Origin of the sequence: Paenibacillus wenxiniae (assembly GCF_039822605.1) — a bacterium.
GTDB lineage: Bacteria > Bacillota > Bacilli > Paenibacillales > Paenibacillaceae > Saccharibacillus > Saccharibacillus wenxiniae.
On sequence record NZ_JBCGUH010000018.1, the window covers coordinates 53,177 to 73,883 of the forward strand.

Consider the following 20,707-nt stretch of genomic DNA (forward strand, 5'->3'; position numbering starts at 1 on the left):
ATATGCTGCGGCGTTCACGACGCAGACTCATGCTGGCGATACTCCTTCCTATACTGCTCCTACTCGTGTCGCTATACAGCATCATCGATGGAGCGATCTCGATTCCTGTTGCCGATCTGCTGGCTGTACTGAAAGGTCAGCAGGAATCGGTCTATCGTACGATTATTATCGATCTGCGTATACCTCGTGTACTGGTTGGTATGCTAGTCGGCGCTTGCCTCGCAGCTTCCGGTGCGTTATTACAAGGTGTGATGAAAAATCCGCTCGCTGATCCTGGCATTATCGGCGTATCCGCCGGTGGTGGCATGGCGGCGATGATCACGATGGTGATGCTACCTCAGTTCAGCTATTTATTGCCGATCACTGCTTTTATAGGTGCGTTTGTAACGGCGATCGTCATCTATGCCATGGCATGGGAGCACGGTGCTTCACCCGTCAAAATTGTACTGGCAGGCGTAGCGGTCAATGCCTTACTCGGTGCCGTCACCAATGGCATTATGGTGGTGTTCAGTGATCGGGTCCAGGCGGTACTGCCGTGGTTGTCCGGTGGATTAAATGGACGTAGCTGGCATCATTTAGAATTCATGGCACCGTATGCACTGATCGGACTCGTACTCTGTCTATTCGCCATTCAGCCAGCCAATCTGTTGTTGTTGGGCGATGACTCCGCTCGCTTGCTCGGTCAACGTGTCGAAGTACAGCGTTTCCTGCTTATTGTGCTCGCTGCACTGCTGGCAGGCGCCGCGGTTAGCGTAGCAGGACTAGTCGGATTTGTCGGACTGGTTGTACCGCATATGATCCGGCTGCTGATCGGTGAGGATTATCGCTTTCTGCTGCCGTACTCAATGATCGGCGGCGCGGCACTGGTCGTGTTCGCCGATGGCATTGCACGGTCATGGTTTGATCCGATTGAATTGCCGGTTGGCATTTTGCTCGCTGTGATCGGCGCACCGTTCTTTCTTTATTTATTGAAACGAAAGGGGCGTGTGCTGACATGAACGCTACGAATGGCGATGCTAATTCCTTTTCCGATGCAGCGATTGAAGTAGCAAATATCGCACTGCATCGTGGTCATTTCCGGTTGGACGATATCTCGCTCTCTATCCCGGCCCATAAATTAACCGCCATCGTCGGTCCCAATGGCTCCGGCAAATCGACACTATTGCGTATTATAGTACGCCTACTGAAGCCAGATCATGGAACAGTCACGATACAAAATAAACCCGCTACAAAGTATACGCTGCGCGAATGGTCGCGTCAGATTACGATGTTGCCGCAACTGAAGGAAGCTTTACCGCAACTGACCGTACGCGAGCTGGTTGCATACGGACGCGCTCCGCACAAGCGACACTTCCAGACCTTACATCGTGCGGAAGACGATAGCGTGATTCAACAGATGCTCGACTGGACAGGTATCGCCCATTATAGCAACCGCATGTTGCATACCCTGTCCGGTGGTGAACAGCAGCGTGCACGCATCGCCATGGCACTGGCACAGCAGACACCGATCGTACTGCTTGACGAACCGACTACTTTTCTCGATATTGCCCATCAGTTTGAGGTGATGGATATGCTGCATCGGATCAACCGAGAAACTGGAATTACGATTGTAATGGTGCTGCATGATTTACAGCAAGCTGCTGCTTATTGCCATCATATGATCGCACTCCAAAACGGCCGCCTTGCGGCACAGGGTGAACCGCTAGAATTGTTAACCGATACGTTTATCCGTCAAGTATACGGCATGAATGCCCGTATTCAATATGAAGGCAAATACCCGGTCATTGTACCGGACATCCCACACCATTCAGGAGGAATATCCCATGATTATCGTAACGAACACTTCACAAATTACTAAAGGTAGCGCCCATCTGCTCGTTGAACGCTTTGATAAAGTGGGCAAGGTCGATTATATGGACGGCTTTCTCGGTCTGGAAGTGCTATACAATGACAGCAATAAGGAATACGACGAAGTGACGATCAGCACACGCTGGGAAACGAAAGATCATTTCCATAACTGGACACGCAGCGACGCCTTCCGCGAATCCCACGCCCATCGCAATATTCCAGATTATATTTTGGATAATAAAATTGCGTTTTACGATGTGAAAATTGTGCGTCAGCCGCAGCAGGCACCAGCAGTGGAGTTGCGTGAAACGGAAGGCGATCAGGCGGCGGTATAAATTAGCAGTATGGATAGTATGAGTTGTATTAGTAGTGGTAGGTTATAGTAGCTGTGGATTGGTACAAAGAGTTGCTTATAAAAAGGATTACACGAAAAATATAGATAAGTGAACGATGTAGCTAGATGAGTGAATACTATAGACAAGTGAAGAACTATAAAAAAAGGCTGCTCTAGTTTCGATGAGAGCAGCCTTTGTTATGGAAAGGATGGTTCGCGTTCGTGATGTGTATCGCTTGAAGGAAGCTATTTGCGTGGAAGCACAATCATTTTGGCAATGGTCGGCTTCGCAAGGAGTGGAAAGGGTTGGCGTAGCATTCATTTGTATGCCATGCACGTTCGCATCATTTATGGTCGTAGCTTTACCAATAAAACGCGTATGTTTAAACGTCGCATGTGCTTCATTCGCATTATTGCTTGTCGTATCTGTACCCTACTTCCGATCTGCATCTACTCCTCTTCCCACCTCGCTACGTACTTGCTGAATCCATTCTATATATTGCGTATCGCCTAATCCGTAGTGAGTGAACAATTGTAGCATAGCCTGTACTAGCTCTTGCTGCGATTGATCGGGATGAGCAGCGATATAACGGGTCAGTTCGTTGTCCGCAGATTGTAATTGCAAGTATAGACGAATACTTTGATACATGACAGGCAGCAGCGGTTGCTCGGGCATCTGGTGATGCAGTACAACTTGCTCATATAATGAAGCAAATGTGCCCAGCTTCATTTCGGTCTGTTGTACATCATAGGTCTGTTCCTGAACGGTATTGAAGTAGACGGTGCCTGAATAGTGCTGTTGTTCCAAATAGGCGAGCATCGTTAGCAGGTTAAGCTGGCAGAACATATCGTCACCAAACCAGAGCACGATACATTTGTAATCGTGCAGATTTGTAAATAGCGGTTGTAGTGGAGCGATAACGATCTGCTCATAATCCGCTAATGTACTGCTATGTCCCGCTGCTCTGATTTTATTAAAGGACTCGCTGAATATATCACTTGTTGCTTCATGCACGCACATTGCTTCATTAAAAGGAACGTAGCTACTCGCGCCCATCCATTGATTGGATTGAAACTGCTTATACATCATCTGACCGTTCAATACGTTTAAAATATCCTGCTCGTACAGTTGCTCTACTTTATGTTGCAGGTGAACAATATCTGCGGTTTTGATCTCATACATGGAAATCGCTCCTTTGTGTGCATCTAGTGGAGATAACGTGCGTTTAGCGTATTGTTGTAAAGGCTGTGGATGATTGCGAAATGCGGCTGGTGTCATGCCAAATATGTCCTTAAATGCTCGGGAAAAGGCTTCCTGCGAGGAATAGCCATATTGTATGGCGATATCGAGAATACGTTCATTCGTATCCGCTAATCGGGATGCTGCCAGAAAGCTACGTCGTAGCAGGATATATTTTCTAATGCTGATTCCGGTATGGTGACGGAATAGGAAGGAGCAGTAAAAAGGAGAATAACCGATTTGTTGAGCCAGTTCGGGTAGAGAGAATTCATGCTGCTGCGCAATCGTGTGTTCGATACTATCGATCATCTGCTGAACGGGATGGTTGGGTAGATGATTGGGTAGATGATTGTGCAAGTTCGATTTGTTCATATGCTGCTCCTTTCTGCTGTGGTGATGAGCTTAGTATATAAGACGCGATAGAGCAGCGTTTGATAATAGTTGTGATGTTGGGTATGTAGTATAGCCTAGAGCTTATTATTTCGCTATACGATGATCTCACGAAGAAAAACACGGAGCGTTTTGATGTACAATCAAGAAACGCGCTGTGCTTATGTGGGTGATTTTCCATTTGCATGAGCATCTATAGTGATCTATGCTGCTATCATTACATTTTTTAATTAAAAACAAAGCTCCTTCTCAAGGAAAAGGAGCTTTGTTTTCTCATATAGCATGATCTAGCTGCCAATAGCCCGCAGATGATCTATAGGATATTGTCCGCTTCATGATCTGCATAATCCATCACCGTAAAGCCTTGTAGCTGGGCATATTTGTTAATCGCTTTGATTAAGCTTCTTTTATAAATAGCGACACCGTAAGGTATCTCTCTATGATGATCATCGGGAAATATATTTTCAGCATAAATAAAAAAGTTTATTTGATCCATTTTTTTAATAATATGATAGTTCGCTTCAAACTCACCACTTCGAATATGAAAAGAAGTAATAAACGAGTATATTTCTTCGTATAGCTCTTGAGAAGATATTTCGTCCTCTAAAAAATGCTCGATCACATCAATCATGTTCTCACTCCTTAAACCTTTATCTGACAGGATAAGCACTTAACATTCCACCATCATCAGAAAGAATAATTTGTATTCTTTCGCCCTGTTCCTGTTTGTGATAATTATTTGATTCGGCATATAAATTTCATTTCCTTATGAGTAAAGAGAAGCTAACAATACATTCAATTGCATGTTAATTCCATTTTTGAAATTCTCCAACTCACTGAGACTAGCAACAAATCTAACCCCTTTATCGTATCCAAATGATTGTCCATTTGAATGAGAACCTATATTAATCCATACTTCCATATATACGAAGCCTTCTTCCAATGTATCATAAAACACCATATCAAAATAACATTCACAACTTGAGAACTCATACCTTTCAATTTCTAATCCGGCATGTTTTCTTTGTAAAATAGCCTCAATATCCACCAATAATCTCTTAAGTTCGTAAAGACTAAAAGTAGCTCCGTCTTCTTCTACATAAGATAAACGTGCATGATCGATATCTAAATGAAATACGAAGGGCACCCAATTCTCAAAATCTTCTCTTTCCAAGTTAATATCGAGGAATTTATTGTTATTCAAATTTAATGATAAAGTAATAGTTTTTTCGGGATTTTGCAAAACAAACATTTTGACACCTCTAATCTAGTGGTATCGAACTAACAACACCATTATCACTCAACATTTTTGTAACATCTTTCCACATTTTTAAAGGCGTTGTCTTCCCACCAAACTTGGTAATCCAACCGTGGTAATAATGGTATTGCTGGAGTTTTATTAAATTTTTTAATTCAAAACACAGCTCCTTCTCAAAGAAAAGGAGCTGTGTTTTCTCATATAGCATGATCTAGCTGCCAATAGCCCGCAGACGATCTATGGCAGATTGTCCGCTTAATGATCTGCATAATCCATCACAGTAAAGCCTTGTAGCTGAGCATATTCATTAATCGCTTTGATTAAATGATTGCTGTAAATGGATGTACTGTAAGGTATCTCTCTATGATGATCATCGGGAAATATATTTTCAGCATAGATAAAGAAATTAATTTGATCCATTTTTTTTATGATGTAATAGTTCGCTTCAAACTCACCACTTCGAATATGAAAAGAAGTAATAAACGAGTAAATATCTTCGTAGAGTTTTTGAGAAGATATTTCAGATTCCAAAAAACGTTCCATTACATTAATCATGTTCTCACTCCTTGACTCTGTTCACGCTTGTTCCCAGTTCCTTGTTTAGCTTCCAGTAAAATGTTCGATTTCATTACTTATTCAACATGGAGTTTTTCTTTTTAATTAATCAATATACAAATCAAAACCGATCTCTGCCTGAATAGCATTAGCAAATTGAATAATATCCTTTGTAAGAACCAATTCCGGTCTATCATTTATTTCCATTTCAATTACTACTTCAAAAGTTGCAGTCAATCCTAACTGTTGGCACAGCTTAATGATGATACTTTCTTTATTTTGTAACAACTCTACTAACTTCTCAAATGGTTCAGAGATTGCTGTACATTCTTCTTTTTCAGTTGATAGTTTCCAATATGTTGCTGCGGTTTGCGGAATAGGTGAGTTCTTTTTCAGTCTCGCTTTTGTCGGTTTTATATCAAGTTCATTTGTTATTTTATCAGGTTCAAATATGTCGCCTACTAACCAGAAATCCACTTTTGTTTTCGTCATATTATTATATACTCCTCTATGGAACTCCATTCGTAATCAACTGCTTTGCCTGATGATCATAGCTAGTATAATTATTATATGATAACAACAACATTAGTTTTATCGTTTTTTATCTTATTAGTTAGCAAGCTTTTGTGATCAAAACCGTCTCTTATTTACAATTGTGTACATTTTGCGTTATATCCATTCGATTTTTTTAATATCACAATCATGAACACATACGAAGACATACTTTGTACATATCGCTTAGTTATTTTTTATTTCAATATGACGATATATAGATATCCCTTACTGATCCTCCCCGATTGTAACCTGCTCGCTATGGTTAAAATGAACATAGAGAGCCATCATTCCTCCAAGCACTTTCACTTCGATCAACAGCAAACAACCCATTTTCACCCATCGAAAGGAGCAAGATCGCATGTACAGCGTCATTCTAGTTCGACATGGAGAAAGTGTATACAATCAGCAAAATCTGTTCACGGGCTGGACGGATGTATCGTTAACTGAACGTGGAATTCACGAAGCGCGGGAAGCAGGGCAATTGATTCGCGAAGCCGGATATACATTTGATATGGCATTCTCGTCCGTACTCAAGCGCTCGATTCAGACGATGCATTATATTTTGGATGAGCTGGATTTACTCTGGATTCCGGAGCAAAAAGCATGGAAGCTGAACGAGCGGCATTATGGTGCTTTGCAGGGACTGAGCAAAACCGATACGGCATGCAAATATGGTGAAGAACAGCTTCATCTATGGCGACGCAGCCTGACCGTTCGTCCACCGCTGCTCAAACCGGATGATCCGCGGAGTCCACGTTTGGAAGAGCGGTACAAAAGCATTGCTGAACATGATCTACCGCTTGGTGAAAGTTTACAGGATACCGTCGCTCGTGTCGGCTACTTCTGGCATCATCGGATCGTTCCACTCATTCGCAAAAAGGAACGTATTCTTATTAGCGCTCATGGCAACACATTGCGTGCGCTCATCAAATATATGGAAGATATCGACGAGAAAACGTTGACCGATCTGAACATTCCGACCGGGATTCCACTCGTGTATGAACTGGACGAGCATGTGCAGCCGATTCGCCGCTTTTACCTCGGTGAACAGGAGCATATTGACCGCAAATCCGCCGAGGTTGCTGATCAGGGTAATGTGACGGAGTGATTTTGCGATCGAACGTATATTATACTGTAACTGTATATAATGATGTGACAGATACTACGCTGTATCTTCCCTCAACCGTACACATCCTTATATACAGCGTGCAGTTTAGCAATACATAGGTAGAACATATAACAATATCCTACACCTACTCATAAAGGAGAGACCATCGATGAATCAGGATATGCGCAGCTTGCTCCATCATTATGAGACGATCCCCGTCCACATTGGCGATATTACGTATCCGGCACCCTTTGAAGCAGAACACTGGCTGCTTGTCATTCCGAGTGAAAATCTGCTGGAAATGATGGAAGAAACGGCTGAGGAAAATGATTCGTTTGACGCTACCGTGCAAAAGAATGTTGCTGAATCCGAAAGCTTAACACTTGCCGATGGCTTGCGTCGCTCTATCGCCTGGTTACTGGAATACAATGAATTACCTGCCGAATATCAGCCGCTGGAAAAGTTGTCGACTGATCAGCTATATGCTGCGTACCGATTATTGCAGGAATCGGAGGAGCCACTGGAGTTGCTGGATGAACAGATGGTTACTACTGAACGTACATTGCCTGTACCGGATGCACATTGGGCTGAATACCGTCAGGAGGATGGCGCTTTCTGGCTGAAGCTACCACAAGGTCGTGAATACGAAGCTCCTGTGATCATTCCGATGGGTGGTTATAATGAATGTCCGATGCCAGAAGTGCAGTCTGCGATATTGCGCCACTGGCAGCAACAATATGGTGCCTATCCTATCGCTGTCAGTGACAGTACATGGATCGTTCGTACCGATCGCCTTCTACAAACGGATGCAGATGCGCTAGTAGTCGCACGTCAGCATGTGTTATTTTGCCCGTATGTGCTGGAAAATTTCGATACGCTTGGCGAATATGCTAGCTATTTAAAACAGCATGATATCTGGTATTTCTGGTGGGATTAAGGCGGAATACGAGATTATTTTAGTGTTATACGCTTTTGAAGGCTTGTACAATTAGGCAGCAGTGACTCATGATGTGCTATGTGCTATGTGCTATGTGCTATGTGCTATGTGCTATGTGCTATGTGCTATGTGCTATGTGCTATGTGCTATGTGCTATGTGCTATGTGCTATGTGCTATGTGTCAAATTATATTTCACTCGTTCAGCACAGGTGCAACTCGCCTGTGCTTTTATGTTAATAACATGCACATCAAGTCGATCGCAGACTCATTTTGGATCACGGTTGTGCCAGTGATTGGTCATTTGGGGTACAATAGATAAGGATCGAACCGTGAATCATTCTATTTGCATATTCATTCCATTTCATATACAGGAGGTACAACAACGATGAATATTTTATCCATTGAGCCTACACCCAGTCCGAATACGATGATGTTACGTCTGGACGAGACTCTTCCAGCAGGCATACGCAAAACGTATACGCTCGATAACGAGCGCTCCGCACCTGCTTTTATTCGTGAAATGCTGCATATTAACGGTGTGAAAAGTGTATTTCATACCGCGGATTTTGTTGCACTCGATCGCCGTGCCAATGCGGATTGGTCAGCGATTCTGAATGAAGTACAGGAAAAGCTCGGCGGTGACGGGATCGATAACAAGCTGGAAGTTCCAGAAGATCTGTCTGGCGAGCATTTTGGTGAAGCGAATGTGTTTGTACAGTTTTTCCGTGGCATCCCGATGCAAATTCGGGTTAAAGCTGGCGCTAAAGAAGAACGGATCTCGCTGTCAGATCGTTTTGTGCAGGCCGTTACTGAAGTTGCCAGCGCAACACTGATCAAAGAGCGCAAGCTGACCGATTACGGTGTTCGTTATGGCGAGCTGCCGGATATCGCACGTGAGGTCGAACAGGAGCTGGAAGCGGCGTTCCCGCCGGAGCGTCTACGCAAAATTATCGAGCAAGCGATTTCGCATGGCGCAAGCAACGAGGAATTTATCGAGCAACGCCGCGAAATGTCCCAGCACGAAATTGCCGAAGCGATGGAACATAGCGACTGGCGTGTACGCTATGCCGCCTTCGATCTGTTACAACCAGACGAAAACAGTCTGCCACTCATTCGCAAAGCACTGGATGATGAAAAAATGCAAATTCGCCGCCTCGCTGTCGTCTATCTGGGCGATCTGAAAACCCCGGCAGCGATGGAACTGCTCTACCAGGCACTGGAAGACAAATCCGCTGCCGTCCGTCGTACCGCTGGCGACACCTTATCCGATATCGGCGATCCAGCTGCTACACCGGCAATGCTCAAAACACTACAGGACAGCAGCAAACTCGTCCGCTGGCGCTCAGCCCGCTTCCTGTACGAAGTCGGCACCGAAGAAGCACGCGACGCACTGGAAACCGCTGTAGAAGACCCTGAATTCGAAGTGAGCCTGCAAGCGAAAATGGCACTGGAACGCATCGCATCCGGCGAAGAAGCCGCCGGCACCATCTGGCAACAAATGGCAAGAAGCCGCCAGCAAAACAGTTAATTCGATTCAAGAAGCCCACATACAATTATCGCTGCGACCAACATCGAACAATAAACAACATATTACTCCTTACTAGAGTCAACTGATCCCTGATCATCTGAATCAATACGAGATAACGGGAATCACGACAACCTTTTCCACAAAACGCTGATCTACCCATAGGCATCATACGATCAACACCATTCCATGTACACAAACTCACCCACGAGTTTGTGTACATTTTTGTATGAAACACATTCTGCTCATACAGTAGCTTCCTCAACTCTACCCTCTCATGATTTTTTAATATCCCCATCAAAATCATTGCCAAACCTGCCTCAAAAAGCTATACTGTAACACATCCGCGTCAGTATTCAGCTGATACGTACAACAACTGCATAATATGCCTCATCACACAACCACGATGAGGTAGAGGTCGCAACATGAATCAGTACAAACGGAGCAGGCACAGGAGTTGCCGTTGATGCCGGTTGGAAAGGTCATGCTGCCGAAGTGCGGTGCTACACTCCAATAGCACGGTGCTGGGGCTGTACTCGAAAGGGGCAGAACTGTCACAATGAAAAAAACTAGCCATTCATTGTGTTGAGCTATCTTTAAGGGGAAGTATGATGCGGGATCGATATCGATAGATCGCAGCTGAACTGCGGTCTATTTTTGTATGAGCCTTCTTCCCCTGAACGATGATGAAGGAGTGTATCCAAGCAATATGAGTTCACCTGCAACAAACACAACCAAGACCCAACTGAAAGCTGGACTACGTGCCAGACATATGACGATGATCGCGCTCGGCGGATCGATCGGCACCGGATTGTTCCTTGCGAGCGGCGGCGCTGTCGCCAATGCTGGACCCGGTGGCGCGCTACTGGCATACGCATGTGTCGGCATTATGGTGTATTTTCTGATGACAAGTCTCGGAGAGATGGCCACATATATGCCAGACTCCGGTTCATTCAACACCTATGCTGCTCGTTTCGTTGATCCTGCCTTTGGCTTCGCAATGGGCTGGAATTTCTGGTACAACTGGGCAGTGACAATCGCTGCTGAGCTGTCAGCAGCTACGATTATTATTAAATACTGGTTCCCGGACAGCTCTTCCTTTATCTGGAGTCTGCTGTTTCTGGCGTTGATCTTTTTACTGAATGTGTTATCGGTTAAAGGCTATGGAGAATCGGAATACTGGTTCGCTATGATCAAAATCGCGGTCGTTGTGCTGTTCCTCATTGTCGGCGTGCTGATGATCTTCGGCATTATGGGCGGCGAAGCGGTAGGCTTCCGCAACTTTACGATGGGCGATGCACCGTTCCACGGTGGACTGCTTGCTTTTATCGGGGTATTCATGGCGGCAGGTTTCTCGTTCCAGGGTACAGAGCTGATCGGTGTCGCTGCGGGTGAAAGTGAAAATCCACGTCAGCATGTACCGCGTGCGATTCGCCAAGTATTCTGGCGCATTCTGATCTTTTACATTTTAGCGATTCTGGTGATCGGTCTGCTTATTCCGTATACAACCCCTTCACTGCTCGGCAGTGATTTGACGGATATCGGAGTAAGCCCGTTTACGCTTATTTTTGACAAAGCCGGGCTTGCTTTTGCAGCGGCTGTTATGAACGCGGTTATTCTATCCTCGGTATTGTCTGCGGGTAACTCAGGCATGTACGCCTCTACACGTGTACTGTTTGCACTGGCACGCGATGGCAAAGCGCCGAAGATGTTCGCTCGACTGAACTCGCGTGGTATTCCGCAAAATGCACTGATCGTCACGGCTGCATTCGGGATGCTCGCTTTCTTCGCTTCACTGTTTGGTGATGGTATTGTCTATAGCTGGCTGCTAAACGCTTCCGGGATGTGTGGCTTTATTACATGGCTTGGCATTGCGATTAGCCATTATCGATTCCGCCGCGCTTTTGTCGCGCAGGGGCGTGATCTGAATGAACTGCCTTTCCGTGCACGATGGTTCCCATTCGGACCTCTATTCGCCTTTTTACTATGTGCGGTTGTAATCGTGGGACAAAGCCTGTCATACATTACCGCAGACGGCATCGACTGGAAATCGATCTTTGCTACTTACGTTAGTGTACCGTTATTCTTAATCCTGTGGCTGGGCTACAAATGGAGCAAAGGAACACGCGTGATTCCATTAAAAGAGTGCGATCTGGATACCGGTGCTCGTCAGGATATGTAATAGACTTACTCCAGATCTGTCATTCCACATTCTCAAAATAAGTAATGAGGCACGTATAATCCAGCATTCGTTGTATATATGCTCCGATTAGCTGCCTGTTACTTTTATAAAACGGTTATAACAGAAATTAAAATCAAAAAAAACCTTTTCGTACAGCGAACCTGATCGATAACAGATCATGGCGGCGCGATACGAAAAGGTTTTTTGCTATTTTTTGCCATTCATACTGTGCTGACTTATTGCCAGTACAGCGTGACTTTCAAGTCGTTATTGCTGCTGTTCATGGATTGTACAGTATAGGAGATCGAACGCACACCGAGTGAAGACAGGGAACGCAGATCACTTTTCAGGCTGGTCAGATTACCGTTGTAGCGGAACACCAGCATCGTTTTGCCGTTTGTACGTGCAGATTGTACTTGAGATTTGATCGCTGCACCGGAAATAACAACATTGTTCGAATCGGCTGTTGTATTGCCGATCGTTGCATAATCGAGCGAACGTGCCAGTTGCTGATAAATGCTTGATTGTGTACCGCCTGTGCTGATCAATGCATTCAGTGTGCTCGCATAAGTTGTATTGGCAGCTGGATACGTTTTTGTCCAGTTGTGATCCTTTTTCATCTGAGCATCTGTCAGCAGATAATACGTCGTATCGACCTCATCGCCTTGATCTGGAACCGGATCATCCCATGTTGTATCGAGGTGATACCATGTACCGTCCAAATTCACCAGATTCCATGCATGCAGCTCGCCGCCAGCCGTACCTTCGACGATCAAATTTTGAATGCCGGCTTCTTTGAGCAGCTCATAGGTGAGCAGCGCATACCCCTGACAAACGGCCGTACCATCATGCAAAGCTTCATAAGCGGTATAACGCGTATACGTCTCATCGTATTTTACATTGCGTACAACCCAGTCATGGATCGCTTTCACCTTCTGGTGATCGTTCATATCGGTTGTCACGATATTGGCTAGTGTCTGCTTCACCTGATTTTGTACATAGGCAGTCTGTGCAGCCGTTTCACGGTAACTCATCGTCACGGTCACTTTGGCGGAATAGGCATTTTGACGCCAGCTCAAGCCGTAGCTATCCAGTACATATTGCGTGTACGGATCTTTCTCCAGTGCCTGCTCAAAAGCATCCTGAAGCATAGCCTTCAGGCCTGCGGTCGTTCCACTGTATACAAATGTAGTCTCTGCATCACGGTTCATTAGAGCGCGATAAAGCTGATTGACCACATCGCTGGAACTGTACATAACGGATTGTGCAGTAGCTGCCTGTGCAGACTGCGGAGCATTAACAAGTGGCAAGCCGGCGAACAATAGCGTTCCGGCCAGCAAGGTTTTGGCCCAGAGATGACTTGAGTTTTTCATTCAGACGTATCCGCCCTTCCAAAATTGAATTCGCTTTAATGCATTATATCGGCAAAATGACAGGTTGCAATAATAGAATAAGCTAGCAAGATGATAAATTATTTTTGCCTCTATATGCAGACGCATGAACGATACGATAGTTGCGCGTATTCGGCATCGTTACATCTTATCCAGGGCGGAAAAGCGTGTCATTTTGCTCATTATAACATCGCCACCTATGTAGCACATAGTCCTGAATTTCAAGCAGCATAAAGGCGTACCGCTATCGTATAACAAGAAGCGCTGACTCCATACAACTACCGATATTCGCTTGTCATTGTTTGACTACAAATCAGCGCATCATTTCTATGATATAACCTGCTGACTGGACACAAACTCAATCGCTTGAAGGTGAATACAGGCTTAGAATCAAAAGGTGCAACCTGTAAAACCACAATATAGTCAGATTTAATAAAATAAGCGCTAACACAATAAGATTTAACATAGTCAGATCTAAGACTGTAAGATCTAAGACAGAAACATCTAATACAATAGAAAGATATACATATACATAGCAAAGACGAGCTGAGAACGCTACAATGCGTTCCTAGCTCGCCTCTTTGTACTGCTCTGCTTATTGTTTGTGCAGCTCTGCTTATAGTGTACACGTTACCCGCGCAAACGAGTCAATCTGCGATTCAGTTCTGCCGTCGCCGTATACACATCGCGGTAAATGGCAAATAATTCATCATACCGCTTCTTGCGATCCGCATCCGGTGCATACGAGCGCGCCGGGCGCAGAAACGCCGCTGCACACTGCTCCAATGACTCAAACCAGCCGCTGCCATAGGCCGCCAGCATCGCCGCACCCATCGCCGGTCCCTGTTCATTTTCAAGCCGTACAACCGTTGCGCCGAAAATATCCGCCTGCATTTGCAGCCATGTCTCATTTTTCGCACCGCCACCGATGGAGATCACTTCAGTAATCGACTTGCCTGACTCACGCAAAATATCGATCGATTCACGAAGCGAGAACGTGATCCCTTCCAGCACGGCACGGGCAAAGTGAGGCAGTTTATGCGCAGCATCCATTCCAATAAAGCTGCCGCGAATATCCGCATCCGGGTGCGGTGTACGCTCACCAACAATGTATGGCGTAAACAGCAAGCCGTCCGCTCCAGGCGCAATCTCATCGATACCGCTTAACAGCGTTTCAAATGACTGTTCCGCCGCAAAGGTGCTACGGAACCATTCCAGACTGTACCCCGCAGCAAGCGTAACGCCCATAATATAAAATGCATCTTGTTCACTATGATTGAAAAAGTGTACTTTTCCTGCAAAATCGAGATCTTTACGCTCTTCATACGACAGTACCACACCGGATGTACCGATACTGCACATCGTCTGTCCTTCCGTCAAAATACCGGCACCGATCGCGCCACATGCATTGTCTGCGCCACCCGCATACACATGTGTGCTTTCGTTCAGTCCAGTTTCCGCCGCGATCTCTGGCAACAATCCACCCACATCGTCAAACGATTCCACCAGGCGCGGGCAAAACGACATCGGCAATTCAAATGCAGACGCAATACGTTCGCTCCATACTTTACCTGCTACATCCAGCAGCAGTGTACCCGCAGCATCCGAATAGTCCATCGCCAGATCACCGGTTAGCCGGAAACGCACATAATCTTTGGGCAATACGAATAACGCCGCACGTTTCCAGTTATCTGGCTCATGTTCCTGCACCCACAATATTTTCGGTAACGTAAAGCCTTCCAGTGCACGATTGCGTGCAATCTTTAGCAGTTCGTCGCCAAGTGTCTCTTCAATACGACGACACTGTGCAGTTGTCCTTGTATCATTCCATAGCATCGCCGGACGAATCACTTCATGCTGCTCATCCAGCAATACCAGACCATGCATTTGTCCGGAAAAGCTTAATCCTTCGATCTCGCTTGCGGGAACATTCGATACATCAAGCAGTCTGCGTAACGATAATAACGTCTTTTGCACCCAATCTTTGGGATTTTGCTCACTATATCCCGGCTTCGGTTGAGATAGCGGATACGATTCCGATGTTTCAAAAGCGACCTGTCCCTGCCGATTCACAAGTACCGTTTTCACCGCACTCGTCCCCAAATCAACACCGATCACATAGCTCATACGATAACCTCCCCAATAATAGCCGTGCGTTTACTTTTCATTGTCCATCTATGGATTACTTTAATATGGGTTACATTGATATTGCATGATGTTGATATGGATTACGCTTAACTTATCTCCATGATGGGCGTATTCGATTGCTCCCCTATTAATTACGCTTCTGCCAGTTACATCGAATAGCCAGTTACATCGAACAATTAGTTAAGTCAAATAGCCCGTTATACCGAACAGCCAGTTACAACCAACAATCAGTTACATCGAACAGCCCGTTATACCGAACTATTAGCATTATTCGATTGAAATATTTGATCAGCACTACGATTAACCCCGGTACCAACTCTCTTATTAGCTCTTGTCATCCACTTGCCTGCAACATTCGTATATACATGTATACAAAAAGCAACAAAGCCGCTCCCTGCTCCCTTACGGGAACCGAAGGAAGCGACTGTTGTCTGTTCTTCTCGTAGTTATGCTTTCGCCAATTATTCTGTCACCAGATACTGGTTTAATGTTGCTTTCAGCAATTCTTCGCGACCAGACTCGTTTGCACGCGGCTGGTCATTGTTCAGCGCATATTCCGCCAGCGAGGACAATGTTGCTTTGCCATTGACGACATCGGCACCGATGCCTTCACGGAAACTGCTGTAGCGTTTGTCGATAAAGTCCTCGAACACGCGATCTTCCAGCAGACGTGCCGCTGTTGTCAAACCTTTCGCAAATGTATCCATACCTGCGATATGAGCGATCACCAGATCGTCCGCCGCGTAAGAAGGACGACGTACTTTAGCATCAAAGTTAATACCGCCGCGACCGATGCCGCCATTTTGCAATACTTCATACATCGTCGTCGTTGCCGCATACAGATCTACCGGAAATTCATCTGTATCCCAGCCGATCAGCATATCGCCCTGGTTCGCATCAAGGGAGCCAAGCATACCGTTCGTGCGCGCAACACGCAGTTCGTGCTGGAATGAATGTCCAGCCAGTGTGGCATGATTCGCTTCCAAGTTTAATTTAAAGTGATCGGTCAGATCGTACTTTTGTAGGAAGGCAATTGCGGTGGCCGCGTCGAAATCGTACTGATGCTTTGTCGGCTCTTTTGGCTTCGGCTCGATCAAGAACTGGGCATCAAAACCGATTTCTTTTGCATAATCAACAGCCATATGGAACATGCGTGCCATATTGTCCTGTTCCAGTGCATAATCGGTGTTCAGCAGCGTCTCATATCCTTCACGACCGCCCCAGAACACATAGTTTTCAGCACCGAGACGTTTGCCGACTTCAAGACCCTTTTTGATCTGTGCCGCTGCATGAGCGTACACATCTGCATTACATGTCGATGCTGCACCATGCATAAAGCGTGGATTGCTGAACATGTTCGCTGTATTCCAGAGCAATTTTTTGCCCGTTTGCTTCATATTCTGCTCGATCAGCTCGACAATCGTATCGATATTGTTATAAAATTCGCGGAGGCTATCGCCTTCCGGTGCAATGTCCACATCATGAAAACAGAAGTAAGGAATGCTCAGCTTGTCCAGCAGCTCGAACAGAGCTTCAACACGAGCCTTTGCCAGATCCATACCTGTATAAGAACCCCACGGGCGAGAAGCCGTTTCAACGCCAAATGGATCAGCACCACCGGCAACGAGTGTATGCCAGTACGCCATACCGAAGCGCAGATGCTCTTCCATCGTTTTACCAGCAACGACCTGGGTTGGATTGTAAAATTTAAAAGCATACGGATTTTTGGATTGGACACCTTCATATTGCACACGTTCAATATCTGCAAAATAAGCCATTACATAAATCCTCCTCTGATTCGTTTTCGGTCAAGAACTTCCGCGTCCGAATCGGTGTTGCTCACGTCGTACGCTATCCGTTCTGCCATATTTAGCTTGAAAGAAATCGTTTACATCGCTATCCTAACATATATAAAAGACTTTGTCTATTCATTAAACAAAGTCATAGAACGTTCATTCTGGAGAGGAGAAACATCATGAAAATTACAGGTGATCAAGCACTCGTCAAAAAAATAAACAAGTCGCTCGTACTCGATAACATTCGTTCCTATGCCCCTTTATCCAGAACACGTGTTTCTCAGCTAACGGGATTGAATAAAGCGACCGTATCCAATCTGGTACAGGAGCTGATCGATGACCGACTCGTGCTGGAATCCGGTGAAGGGCAATCTAGCGGTGGTCGCAAGCCGCTTATGTTGGAATTCAATCAGAGCGCAGGCTATGCAGCAGGTGTAGAGCTGAGTGTGAACGAGTTGACGATTGTACTCACCGATCTGGAAGGTAAAATCATTACTCGCCATACCGAACCGTTGCCTGATCACCGTGTAGAAACGACACTGGAACTAATGCAGCGTATGATGGCAGTGCTGGTTGCCGAAGTGCCTCCCTCCGTTCACGGCTTGATCGGTATGGGTGTAGGCGTACCCGGTATGGTAGACGAGCAGGGCAATGTGCTGTTCGCACCCAACCTGGGCTGGGAAGGTGTGCCACTGCGCGAGGAGTTAGAGCAATTGTTCGGACTGCCTGTCACGATCGACAATGAAGCCAATGCCGGTGCAATCGGTGAACTGCAATTTGGTGCTGGACGACATGCACGACACCTCGTCTATATTAGTGTTGGTATGGGGATTGGCTCCGGTATTATTATCGACGGGCAACCGTATACAGGTGCACGCGGCTATGCTGGAGAAACGGGCCATATGTCGGTCGAAGCAAATGGTTTGCCTTGCTCCTGTGGAAGCCGCGGATGCTGGGAACTGTATGCTTCCGAGCTGGCATACGAGCATACCTTAATCGATCCGCATCCGAATACAAATACCGCCTACTGGGTACAGCAAGCGATGTGGGATGAGCCGGAAGCGATCCGTTTATTCCAACAAATTGGTGAATATCTGGGTATCGGTATTACGAATCTCGTCAACAGCTTTAACCCGGAGCTGGTCATTATCGGCGGACATATGCGTCAGGCTGAGCCGTGGATCGCTCCACATGTAGAAGCCGTCGTGTCGCAACGTACACTTCCCTATCACCGTCAAAAGCTGGTCGTTCAATACTCCGAGCTTGGGGAACAATCGACCGTAATCGGTGCTGCTTATGCAGCGATCTCGCAATTTCTCGGCCGGGTACGGATATCGATCTAAAGCTATCGTTCATATCGATATGGAGGGAAATCGCGTAGCTGTGACGGAACCCCCATGACGGATCGTGCGCTGACAGCAAGAAGTACGCTCTATCGCAATACGAATCCCCCATCAAGAATACCTCATCCGATCGCAAGTACTTTTCAATACAGGATGGGAACACAATAACCTCTATGCCAGACTGCTCTACACATTAAGCCGCAAACAACAGCGCAACTTTCGCGTTCAGGTTGTTTGCGGCTGTTTGGAATTGTGTTTGGCTGGAAATTATAGTATGCTAACAGCATCAGAGTTGCACTTGCTGCTCTGCATCCGGCAACATCAAAAACCATTTTGAAGGAGTTGGCGACAATGGACAAAATGTGTATGCAGATGATGATGGGAATGTGTATGGAAGACATGATGAGCAAGATGAACAACATGAAAATGATGATGGACATGTGCAGCAAATCCGGTATGAACATGAAAGAAATGGATATGGACATGGATATGATGATGGGTCGTCTGCAAGAGTGCGATGAAATGATGACGTCCATGATGACGATGATGCGTGACATGAAACAAGCCAGCATGTAATTCACAGTGATCTGTGAATGATGCTGGCTTGTTAGGTTGGTTTTGAATGTTAGTTTTGAATTGTCCCGGTGCAACGGTACAATGTAGAAGCGGTACTGTTCAGAATGAACGAACAGGTCGGCTCATCTTCATCGAGGCTGATCCTGCTGCTTCAAACTTCAATTTAAATGGATTTCGCGTTATAGCTTAAATGTATAGCTCTATATAGGATGCCGACCTTTCGCTAAGGTCGGCTTTTTTTTATACTAAAAGGGAAGCATCCCTTCATTATCGACAGGATTCACAATCGCTATGCGTGGACAGGCTCTCTGCCTGAATTTTACGCGATACGGAAATACGCTCCAGCTTTAATTGCCACCATTGCTCCAGCAGATATTGCTTGGAGGAATCATCGCTCGTTTCACGGATCGAATCGTACAGTGATAACAACTGCTGATTAATACGATCGAACTGTCTCCACAGCTGCTCGGTCACCGCCCATTCACGCTTCCACTCCTCCGAGTGGTTCAGGCGCTTCAGATTCGTCAAAATCTCCTGTTGCCATTGTTCATCACCGATCTGGATTGCATAGTTGAGCAAGTCCAAATAATCATCATTTCGCTCTATTACGATATTATGGATAAGATTCTCGATTTCATTCACCTTCAATCTCATTGTATACCGATTATTATACTCGGAATAATTTAGAATTCAACCGAATTTTAGCGAAAAGTGACCGATCTCGTTATAGTTTTATTTGATAACAACGACGCTTTGATAGAACGATTTTAAATGAATAGACTGATGAATGCTTTGCTTTTGCCTGTTCACTTGCTTCAACTTGCTTGCTCACTTCCTTCAAATTTGACGTAAAATCGCCTTATTTATAACGAACGAGGCTGTGGATTATAGTCTATAATTTCGATATTGGTAATTGCAGGAACTTCGTATGTGCCTGCTATATAATGGCTTCTACTGGTGTACATCCGATAACACCATCCATCCTACAGATCAATAGAACGTATGGATAAATAGAGAGAATAGCGCCGGGCAAGTTAGTGTTGCATAAGCCTCGCGTAGTATGACTTGATATGGAGTGATGTGGTGAAAAGTCCACTTTCGCTTCCTTATGATGACGTAAACAGATGATGAACCTACTGTGAAATGGAGAGAAAGCAACTATGCATTTTTGGGAAACTGCTGATATTTCGTTGCCCTTTTATGTACTGATGTTTTTGTTTGCCCTGATTATTGTGCCATTGTTCAGTCTCGGTGTATTTAACTTTTCGCAAGCAAAGCGTAAAAAAGGGATTTCGTTGTTAATGGCGGGCTTTGGGATTTTTTTGATTTTTCAGGCGATATCGAATGTCTGGTTTTAGTTCAACCTATTCGACATAAAAAAGGTCAGTCGCTCGTTAGGCCATATGGATTTAAGTATAATAAAGCCAGTACCTCTATATTGGTTGGTCTTACCCCCGTCAAGTAGACACCATTAAAAAGCCACTTCAAGCTACAACCGTTTCTCGGTATTCTACCGGGGA

General features: G+C 45.4%; 19 protein-coding genes and 1 riboswitch. Of the genes, 10 read left to right on the forward strand and 9 right to left on the reverse strand.

The window, feature by feature from the left end; all coding sequences use genetic code 11:
* Positions 1 to 2 precede the first annotated feature (2 nt).
* Genes AAHF22_RS21140 through isdG form a run of 3 tightly spaced genes read left to right on the forward strand, consistent with a single transcriptional unit; the run spans position 3 to position 2,183 of the window.
* Entirely contained in the window at positions 3 to 998 is a 996-nt protein-coding gene (locus tag AAHF22_RS21140; protein WP_347327001.1) for a FecCD family ABC transporter permease, read from the forward strand.
* Positions 995 to 1,858, forward strand: a complete 864-nt coding sequence (locus tag AAHF22_RS21145) for an ABC transporter ATP-binding protein (protein ID WP_347327002.1) — start codon at positions 995 to 997, stop codon at positions 1,856 to 1,858. Before AAHF22_RS21140 ends, AAHF22_RS21145 begins: the two co-directional genes overlap by 4 nt.
* Positions 1,824 to 2,183, forward strand: coding sequence for a heme oxygenase (isdG, locus tag AAHF22_RS21150; RefSeq protein ID WP_347327003.1), 360 nt, complete (start codon positions 1,824 to 1,826; stop codon positions 2,181 to 2,183). The genes AAHF22_RS21145 and isdG overlap by 35 nt, the downstream gene beginning before the upstream one ends.
* 432 nt (positions 2,184 to 2,615) lie before the next feature.
* Here isdG and AAHF22_RS21155 read toward each other — a convergent pair whose 3' ends face one another.
* The 5 genes from AAHF22_RS21155 to AAHF22_RS21175 form a co-directional block, all read right to left on the reverse strand.
* Positions 2,616 to 3,794, reverse strand: a complete 1,179-nt coding sequence (locus AAHF22_RS21155; protein WP_347327004.1) for a helix-turn-helix transcriptional regulator — start codon at positions 3,792 to 3,794, stop codon at positions 2,616 to 2,618.
* Positions 3,795 to 4,125: 331 nt separating this feature from the next.
* Positions 4,126 to 4,443 (reverse strand): hypothetical protein, encoded by a 318-nt coding sequence (locus tag AAHF22_RS21160; protein WP_347327005.1) that lies wholly within the window; start codon positions 4,441 to 4,443, stop codon positions 4,126 to 4,128.
* 135 nt (positions 4,444 to 4,578) lie between these two features.
* Complete coding sequence (locus tag AAHF22_RS21165) at positions 4,579 to 5,064, reverse strand: WapI family immunity protein (RefSeq protein ID WP_347327006.1); 486 nt, start codon at positions 5,062 to 5,064, stop codon at positions 4,579 to 4,581.
* Between the two features lie 261 nt (positions 5,065 to 5,325).
* Positions 5,326 to 5,625 (reverse strand): hypothetical protein, encoded by a 300-nt coding sequence (locus AAHF22_RS21170; protein ID WP_347327007.1) that lies wholly within the window; start codon positions 5,623 to 5,625, stop codon positions 5,326 to 5,328.
* A gap of 105 nt (positions 5,626 to 5,730) precedes the next feature.
* Positions 5,731 to 6,117, reverse strand: coding sequence for a DUF4279 domain-containing protein (locus tag AAHF22_RS21175; RefSeq protein ID WP_347327008.1), 387 nt, complete (start codon positions 6,115 to 6,117; stop codon positions 5,731 to 5,733).
* Positions 6,118 to 6,538: 421 nt separating this feature from the next.
* Between AAHF22_RS21175 and gpmA the strand changes: the two genes are divergently transcribed.
* The 4 genes from gpmA to AAHF22_RS21195 all read left to right on the forward strand — a co-directional run bounded on the left by gpmA (position 6,539) and on the right by AAHF22_RS21195 (position 11,933).
* Positions 6,539 to 7,288: a 2,3-diphosphoglycerate-dependent phosphoglycerate mutase gene (gpmA, locus tag AAHF22_RS21180; protein ID WP_347327009.1), complete on the forward strand. Its 750-nt coding sequence runs from the start codon at positions 6,539 to 6,541 to the stop codon at positions 7,286 to 7,288.
* 169 nt (positions 7,289 to 7,457) lie between these two features.
* Positions 7,458 to 8,225: a DUF4253 domain-containing protein gene (locus AAHF22_RS21185; protein WP_347327010.1), complete on the forward strand. Its 768-nt coding sequence runs from the start codon at positions 7,458 to 7,460 to the stop codon at positions 8,223 to 8,225.
* A 386-nt stretch (positions 8,226 to 8,611) separates the two neighbouring features.
* Complete coding sequence (locus AAHF22_RS21190) at positions 8,612 to 9,754, forward strand: virulence factor (protein WP_347327011.1); 1,143 nt, start codon at positions 8,612 to 8,614, stop codon at positions 9,752 to 9,754.
* A gap of 401 nt (positions 9,755 to 10,155) precedes the next feature.
* A riboswitch (Lysine riboswitch) is annotated at positions 10,156 to 10,352 on the forward strand.
* 108 nt (positions 10,353 to 10,460) lie between these two features.
* Positions 10,461 to 11,933 carry an amino acid permease gene (locus AAHF22_RS21195; RefSeq protein ID WP_347327012.1) on the forward strand — a complete coding sequence of 491 codons (1,473 nt, stop codon included), beginning with the start codon at positions 10,461 to 10,463 and terminating at the stop codon, positions 11,931 to 11,933.
* 236 nt (positions 11,934 to 12,169) lie between these two features.
* On the opposite strand, the gene AAHF22_RS21200 is transcribed toward AAHF22_RS21195, so the two are convergent.
* The 3 genes from AAHF22_RS21200 to xylA form a co-directional block, all read right to left on the reverse strand.
* Positions 12,170 to 13,306, reverse strand: a complete 1,137-nt coding sequence (locus tag AAHF22_RS21200) for a transglutaminase domain-containing protein (RefSeq protein WP_347327013.1) — start codon at positions 13,304 to 13,306, stop codon at positions 12,170 to 12,172.
* 648 nt (positions 13,307 to 13,954) lie between these two features.
* Positions 13,955 to 15,451 carry a xylulokinase gene (xylB, locus tag AAHF22_RS21205; RefSeq protein ID WP_347327014.1) on the reverse strand — a complete coding sequence of 499 codons (1,497 nt, stop codon included), beginning with the start codon at positions 15,449 to 15,451 and terminating at the stop codon, positions 13,955 to 13,957.
* A gap of 482 nt (positions 15,452 to 15,933) precedes the next feature.
* A complete protein-coding gene (gene xylA, locus AAHF22_RS21210; protein ID WP_347327015.1) occupies positions 15,934 to 17,250 on the reverse strand; it encodes a xylose isomerase in 1,317 nt (438 codons plus the stop codon).
* 197 nt (positions 17,251 to 17,447) lie between these two features.
* Between xylA and AAHF22_RS21215 the strand changes: the two genes are divergently transcribed.
* Together AAHF22_RS21215 and AAHF22_RS21220 are read left to right on the forward strand one after the other, a co-directional pair.
* Positions 17,448 to 18,611 carry an ROK family protein gene (locus AAHF22_RS21215; RefSeq protein ID WP_347327016.1) on the forward strand — a complete coding sequence of 388 codons (1,164 nt, stop codon included), beginning with the start codon at positions 17,448 to 17,450 and terminating at the stop codon, positions 18,609 to 18,611.
* A 351-nt stretch (positions 18,612 to 18,962) separates the two neighbouring features.
* The gene (locus AAHF22_RS21220; protein ID WP_347327017.1) at positions 18,963 to 19,187 is read left to right on the forward strand and encodes a hypothetical protein; all 225 of its coding nucleotides are present in this window, start codon (positions 18,963 to 18,965) and stop codon (positions 19,185 to 19,187) included.
* A 267-nt stretch (positions 19,188 to 19,454) separates the two neighbouring features.
* Here the strand turns inward: AAHF22_RS21220 and AAHF22_RS21225 are convergent, their stop codons facing one another.
* The gene (locus AAHF22_RS21225) at positions 19,455 to 19,829 is read right to left on the reverse strand and encodes a hypothetical protein (protein ID WP_347327018.1); all 375 of its coding nucleotides are present in this window, start codon (positions 19,827 to 19,829) and stop codon (positions 19,455 to 19,457) included.
* Between the two features lie 518 nt (positions 19,830 to 20,347).
* Between AAHF22_RS21225 and AAHF22_RS21230 the strand changes: the two genes are divergently transcribed.
* Positions 20,348 to 20,545 carry a hypothetical protein gene (locus tag AAHF22_RS21230; protein WP_347327019.1) on the forward strand — a complete coding sequence of 66 codons (198 nt, stop codon included), beginning with the start codon at positions 20,348 to 20,350 and terminating at the stop codon, positions 20,543 to 20,545.
* Positions 20,546 to 20,707 lie beyond the last annotated feature (162 nt).

Excerpts from the sequence above, each read along its gene's own strand:
- AAHF22_RS21140 (WP_347327001.1), top strand. The coding sequence starts at position 3 with ATGCTGCGGCGTTCACGACGCAGACTCATGCTGGCGATACTCCTTCCT.
- AAHF22_RS21145 (WP_347327002.1), top strand. The coding sequence starts at position 995 with ATGAACGCTACGAATGGCGATGCTAATTCCTTTTCCGATGCAGCGATT.
- isdG (WP_347327003.1), top strand. The coding sequence starts at position 1,824 with ATGATTATCGTAACGAACACTTCACAAATTACTAAAGGTAGCGCCCAT.
- AAHF22_RS21155 (WP_347327004.1), bottom strand. The coding sequence starts at position 3,794 with ATGAACAAATCGAACTTGCACAATCATCTACCCAATCATCTACCCAAC.
- AAHF22_RS21160 (WP_347327005.1), bottom strand. The coding sequence starts at position 4,443 with ATGATTGATGTGATCGAGCATTTTTTAGAGGACGAAATATCTTCTCAA.
- AAHF22_RS21165 (WP_347327006.1), bottom strand. The coding sequence starts at position 5,064 with ATGTTTGTTTTGCAAAATCCCGAAAAAACTATTACTTTATCATTAAAT.
- AAHF22_RS21170 (WP_347327007.1), bottom strand. The coding sequence starts at position 5,625 with ATGATTAATGTAATGGAACGTTTTTTGGAATCTGAAATATCTTCTCAA.
- AAHF22_RS21175 (WP_347327008.1), bottom strand. The coding sequence starts at position 6,117 with ATGACGAAAACAAAAGTGGATTTCTGGTTAGTAGGCGACATATTTGAA.
- gpmA (WP_347327009.1), top strand. The coding sequence starts at position 6,539 with ATGTACAGCGTCATTCTAGTTCGACATGGAGAAAGTGTATACAATCAG.
- AAHF22_RS21185 (WP_347327010.1), top strand. The coding sequence starts at position 7,458 with ATGAATCAGGATATGCGCAGCTTGCTCCATCATTATGAGACGATCCCC.
- AAHF22_RS21190 (WP_347327011.1), top strand. The coding sequence starts at position 8,612 with ATGAATATTTTATCCATTGAGCCTACACCCAGTCCGAATACGATGATG.
- AAHF22_RS21195 (WP_347327012.1), top strand. The coding sequence starts at position 10,461 with ATGAGTTCACCTGCAACAAACACAACCAAGACCCAACTGAAAGCTGGA.
- AAHF22_RS21200 (WP_347327013.1), bottom strand. The coding sequence starts at position 13,306 with ATGAAAAACTCAAGTCATCTCTGGGCCAAAACCTTGCTGGCCGGAACG.
- xylB (WP_347327014.1), bottom strand. The coding sequence starts at position 15,451 with ATGAGCTATGTGATCGGTGTTGATTTGGGGACGAGTGCGGTGAAAACG.
- xylA (WP_347327015.1), bottom strand. The coding sequence starts at position 17,250 with ATGGCTTATTTTGCAGATATTGAACGTGTGCAATATGAAGGTGTCCAA.
- AAHF22_RS21215 (WP_347327016.1), top strand. The coding sequence starts at position 17,448 with ATGAAAATTACAGGTGATCAAGCACTCGTCAAAAAAATAAACAAGTCG.
- AAHF22_RS21220 (WP_347327017.1), top strand. The coding sequence starts at position 18,963 with ATGGACAAAATGTGTATGCAGATGATGATGGGAATGTGTATGGAAGAC.
- AAHF22_RS21230 (WP_347327019.1), top strand. The coding sequence starts at position 20,348 with ATGCATTTTTGGGAAACTGCTGATATTTCGTTGCCCTTTTATGTACTG.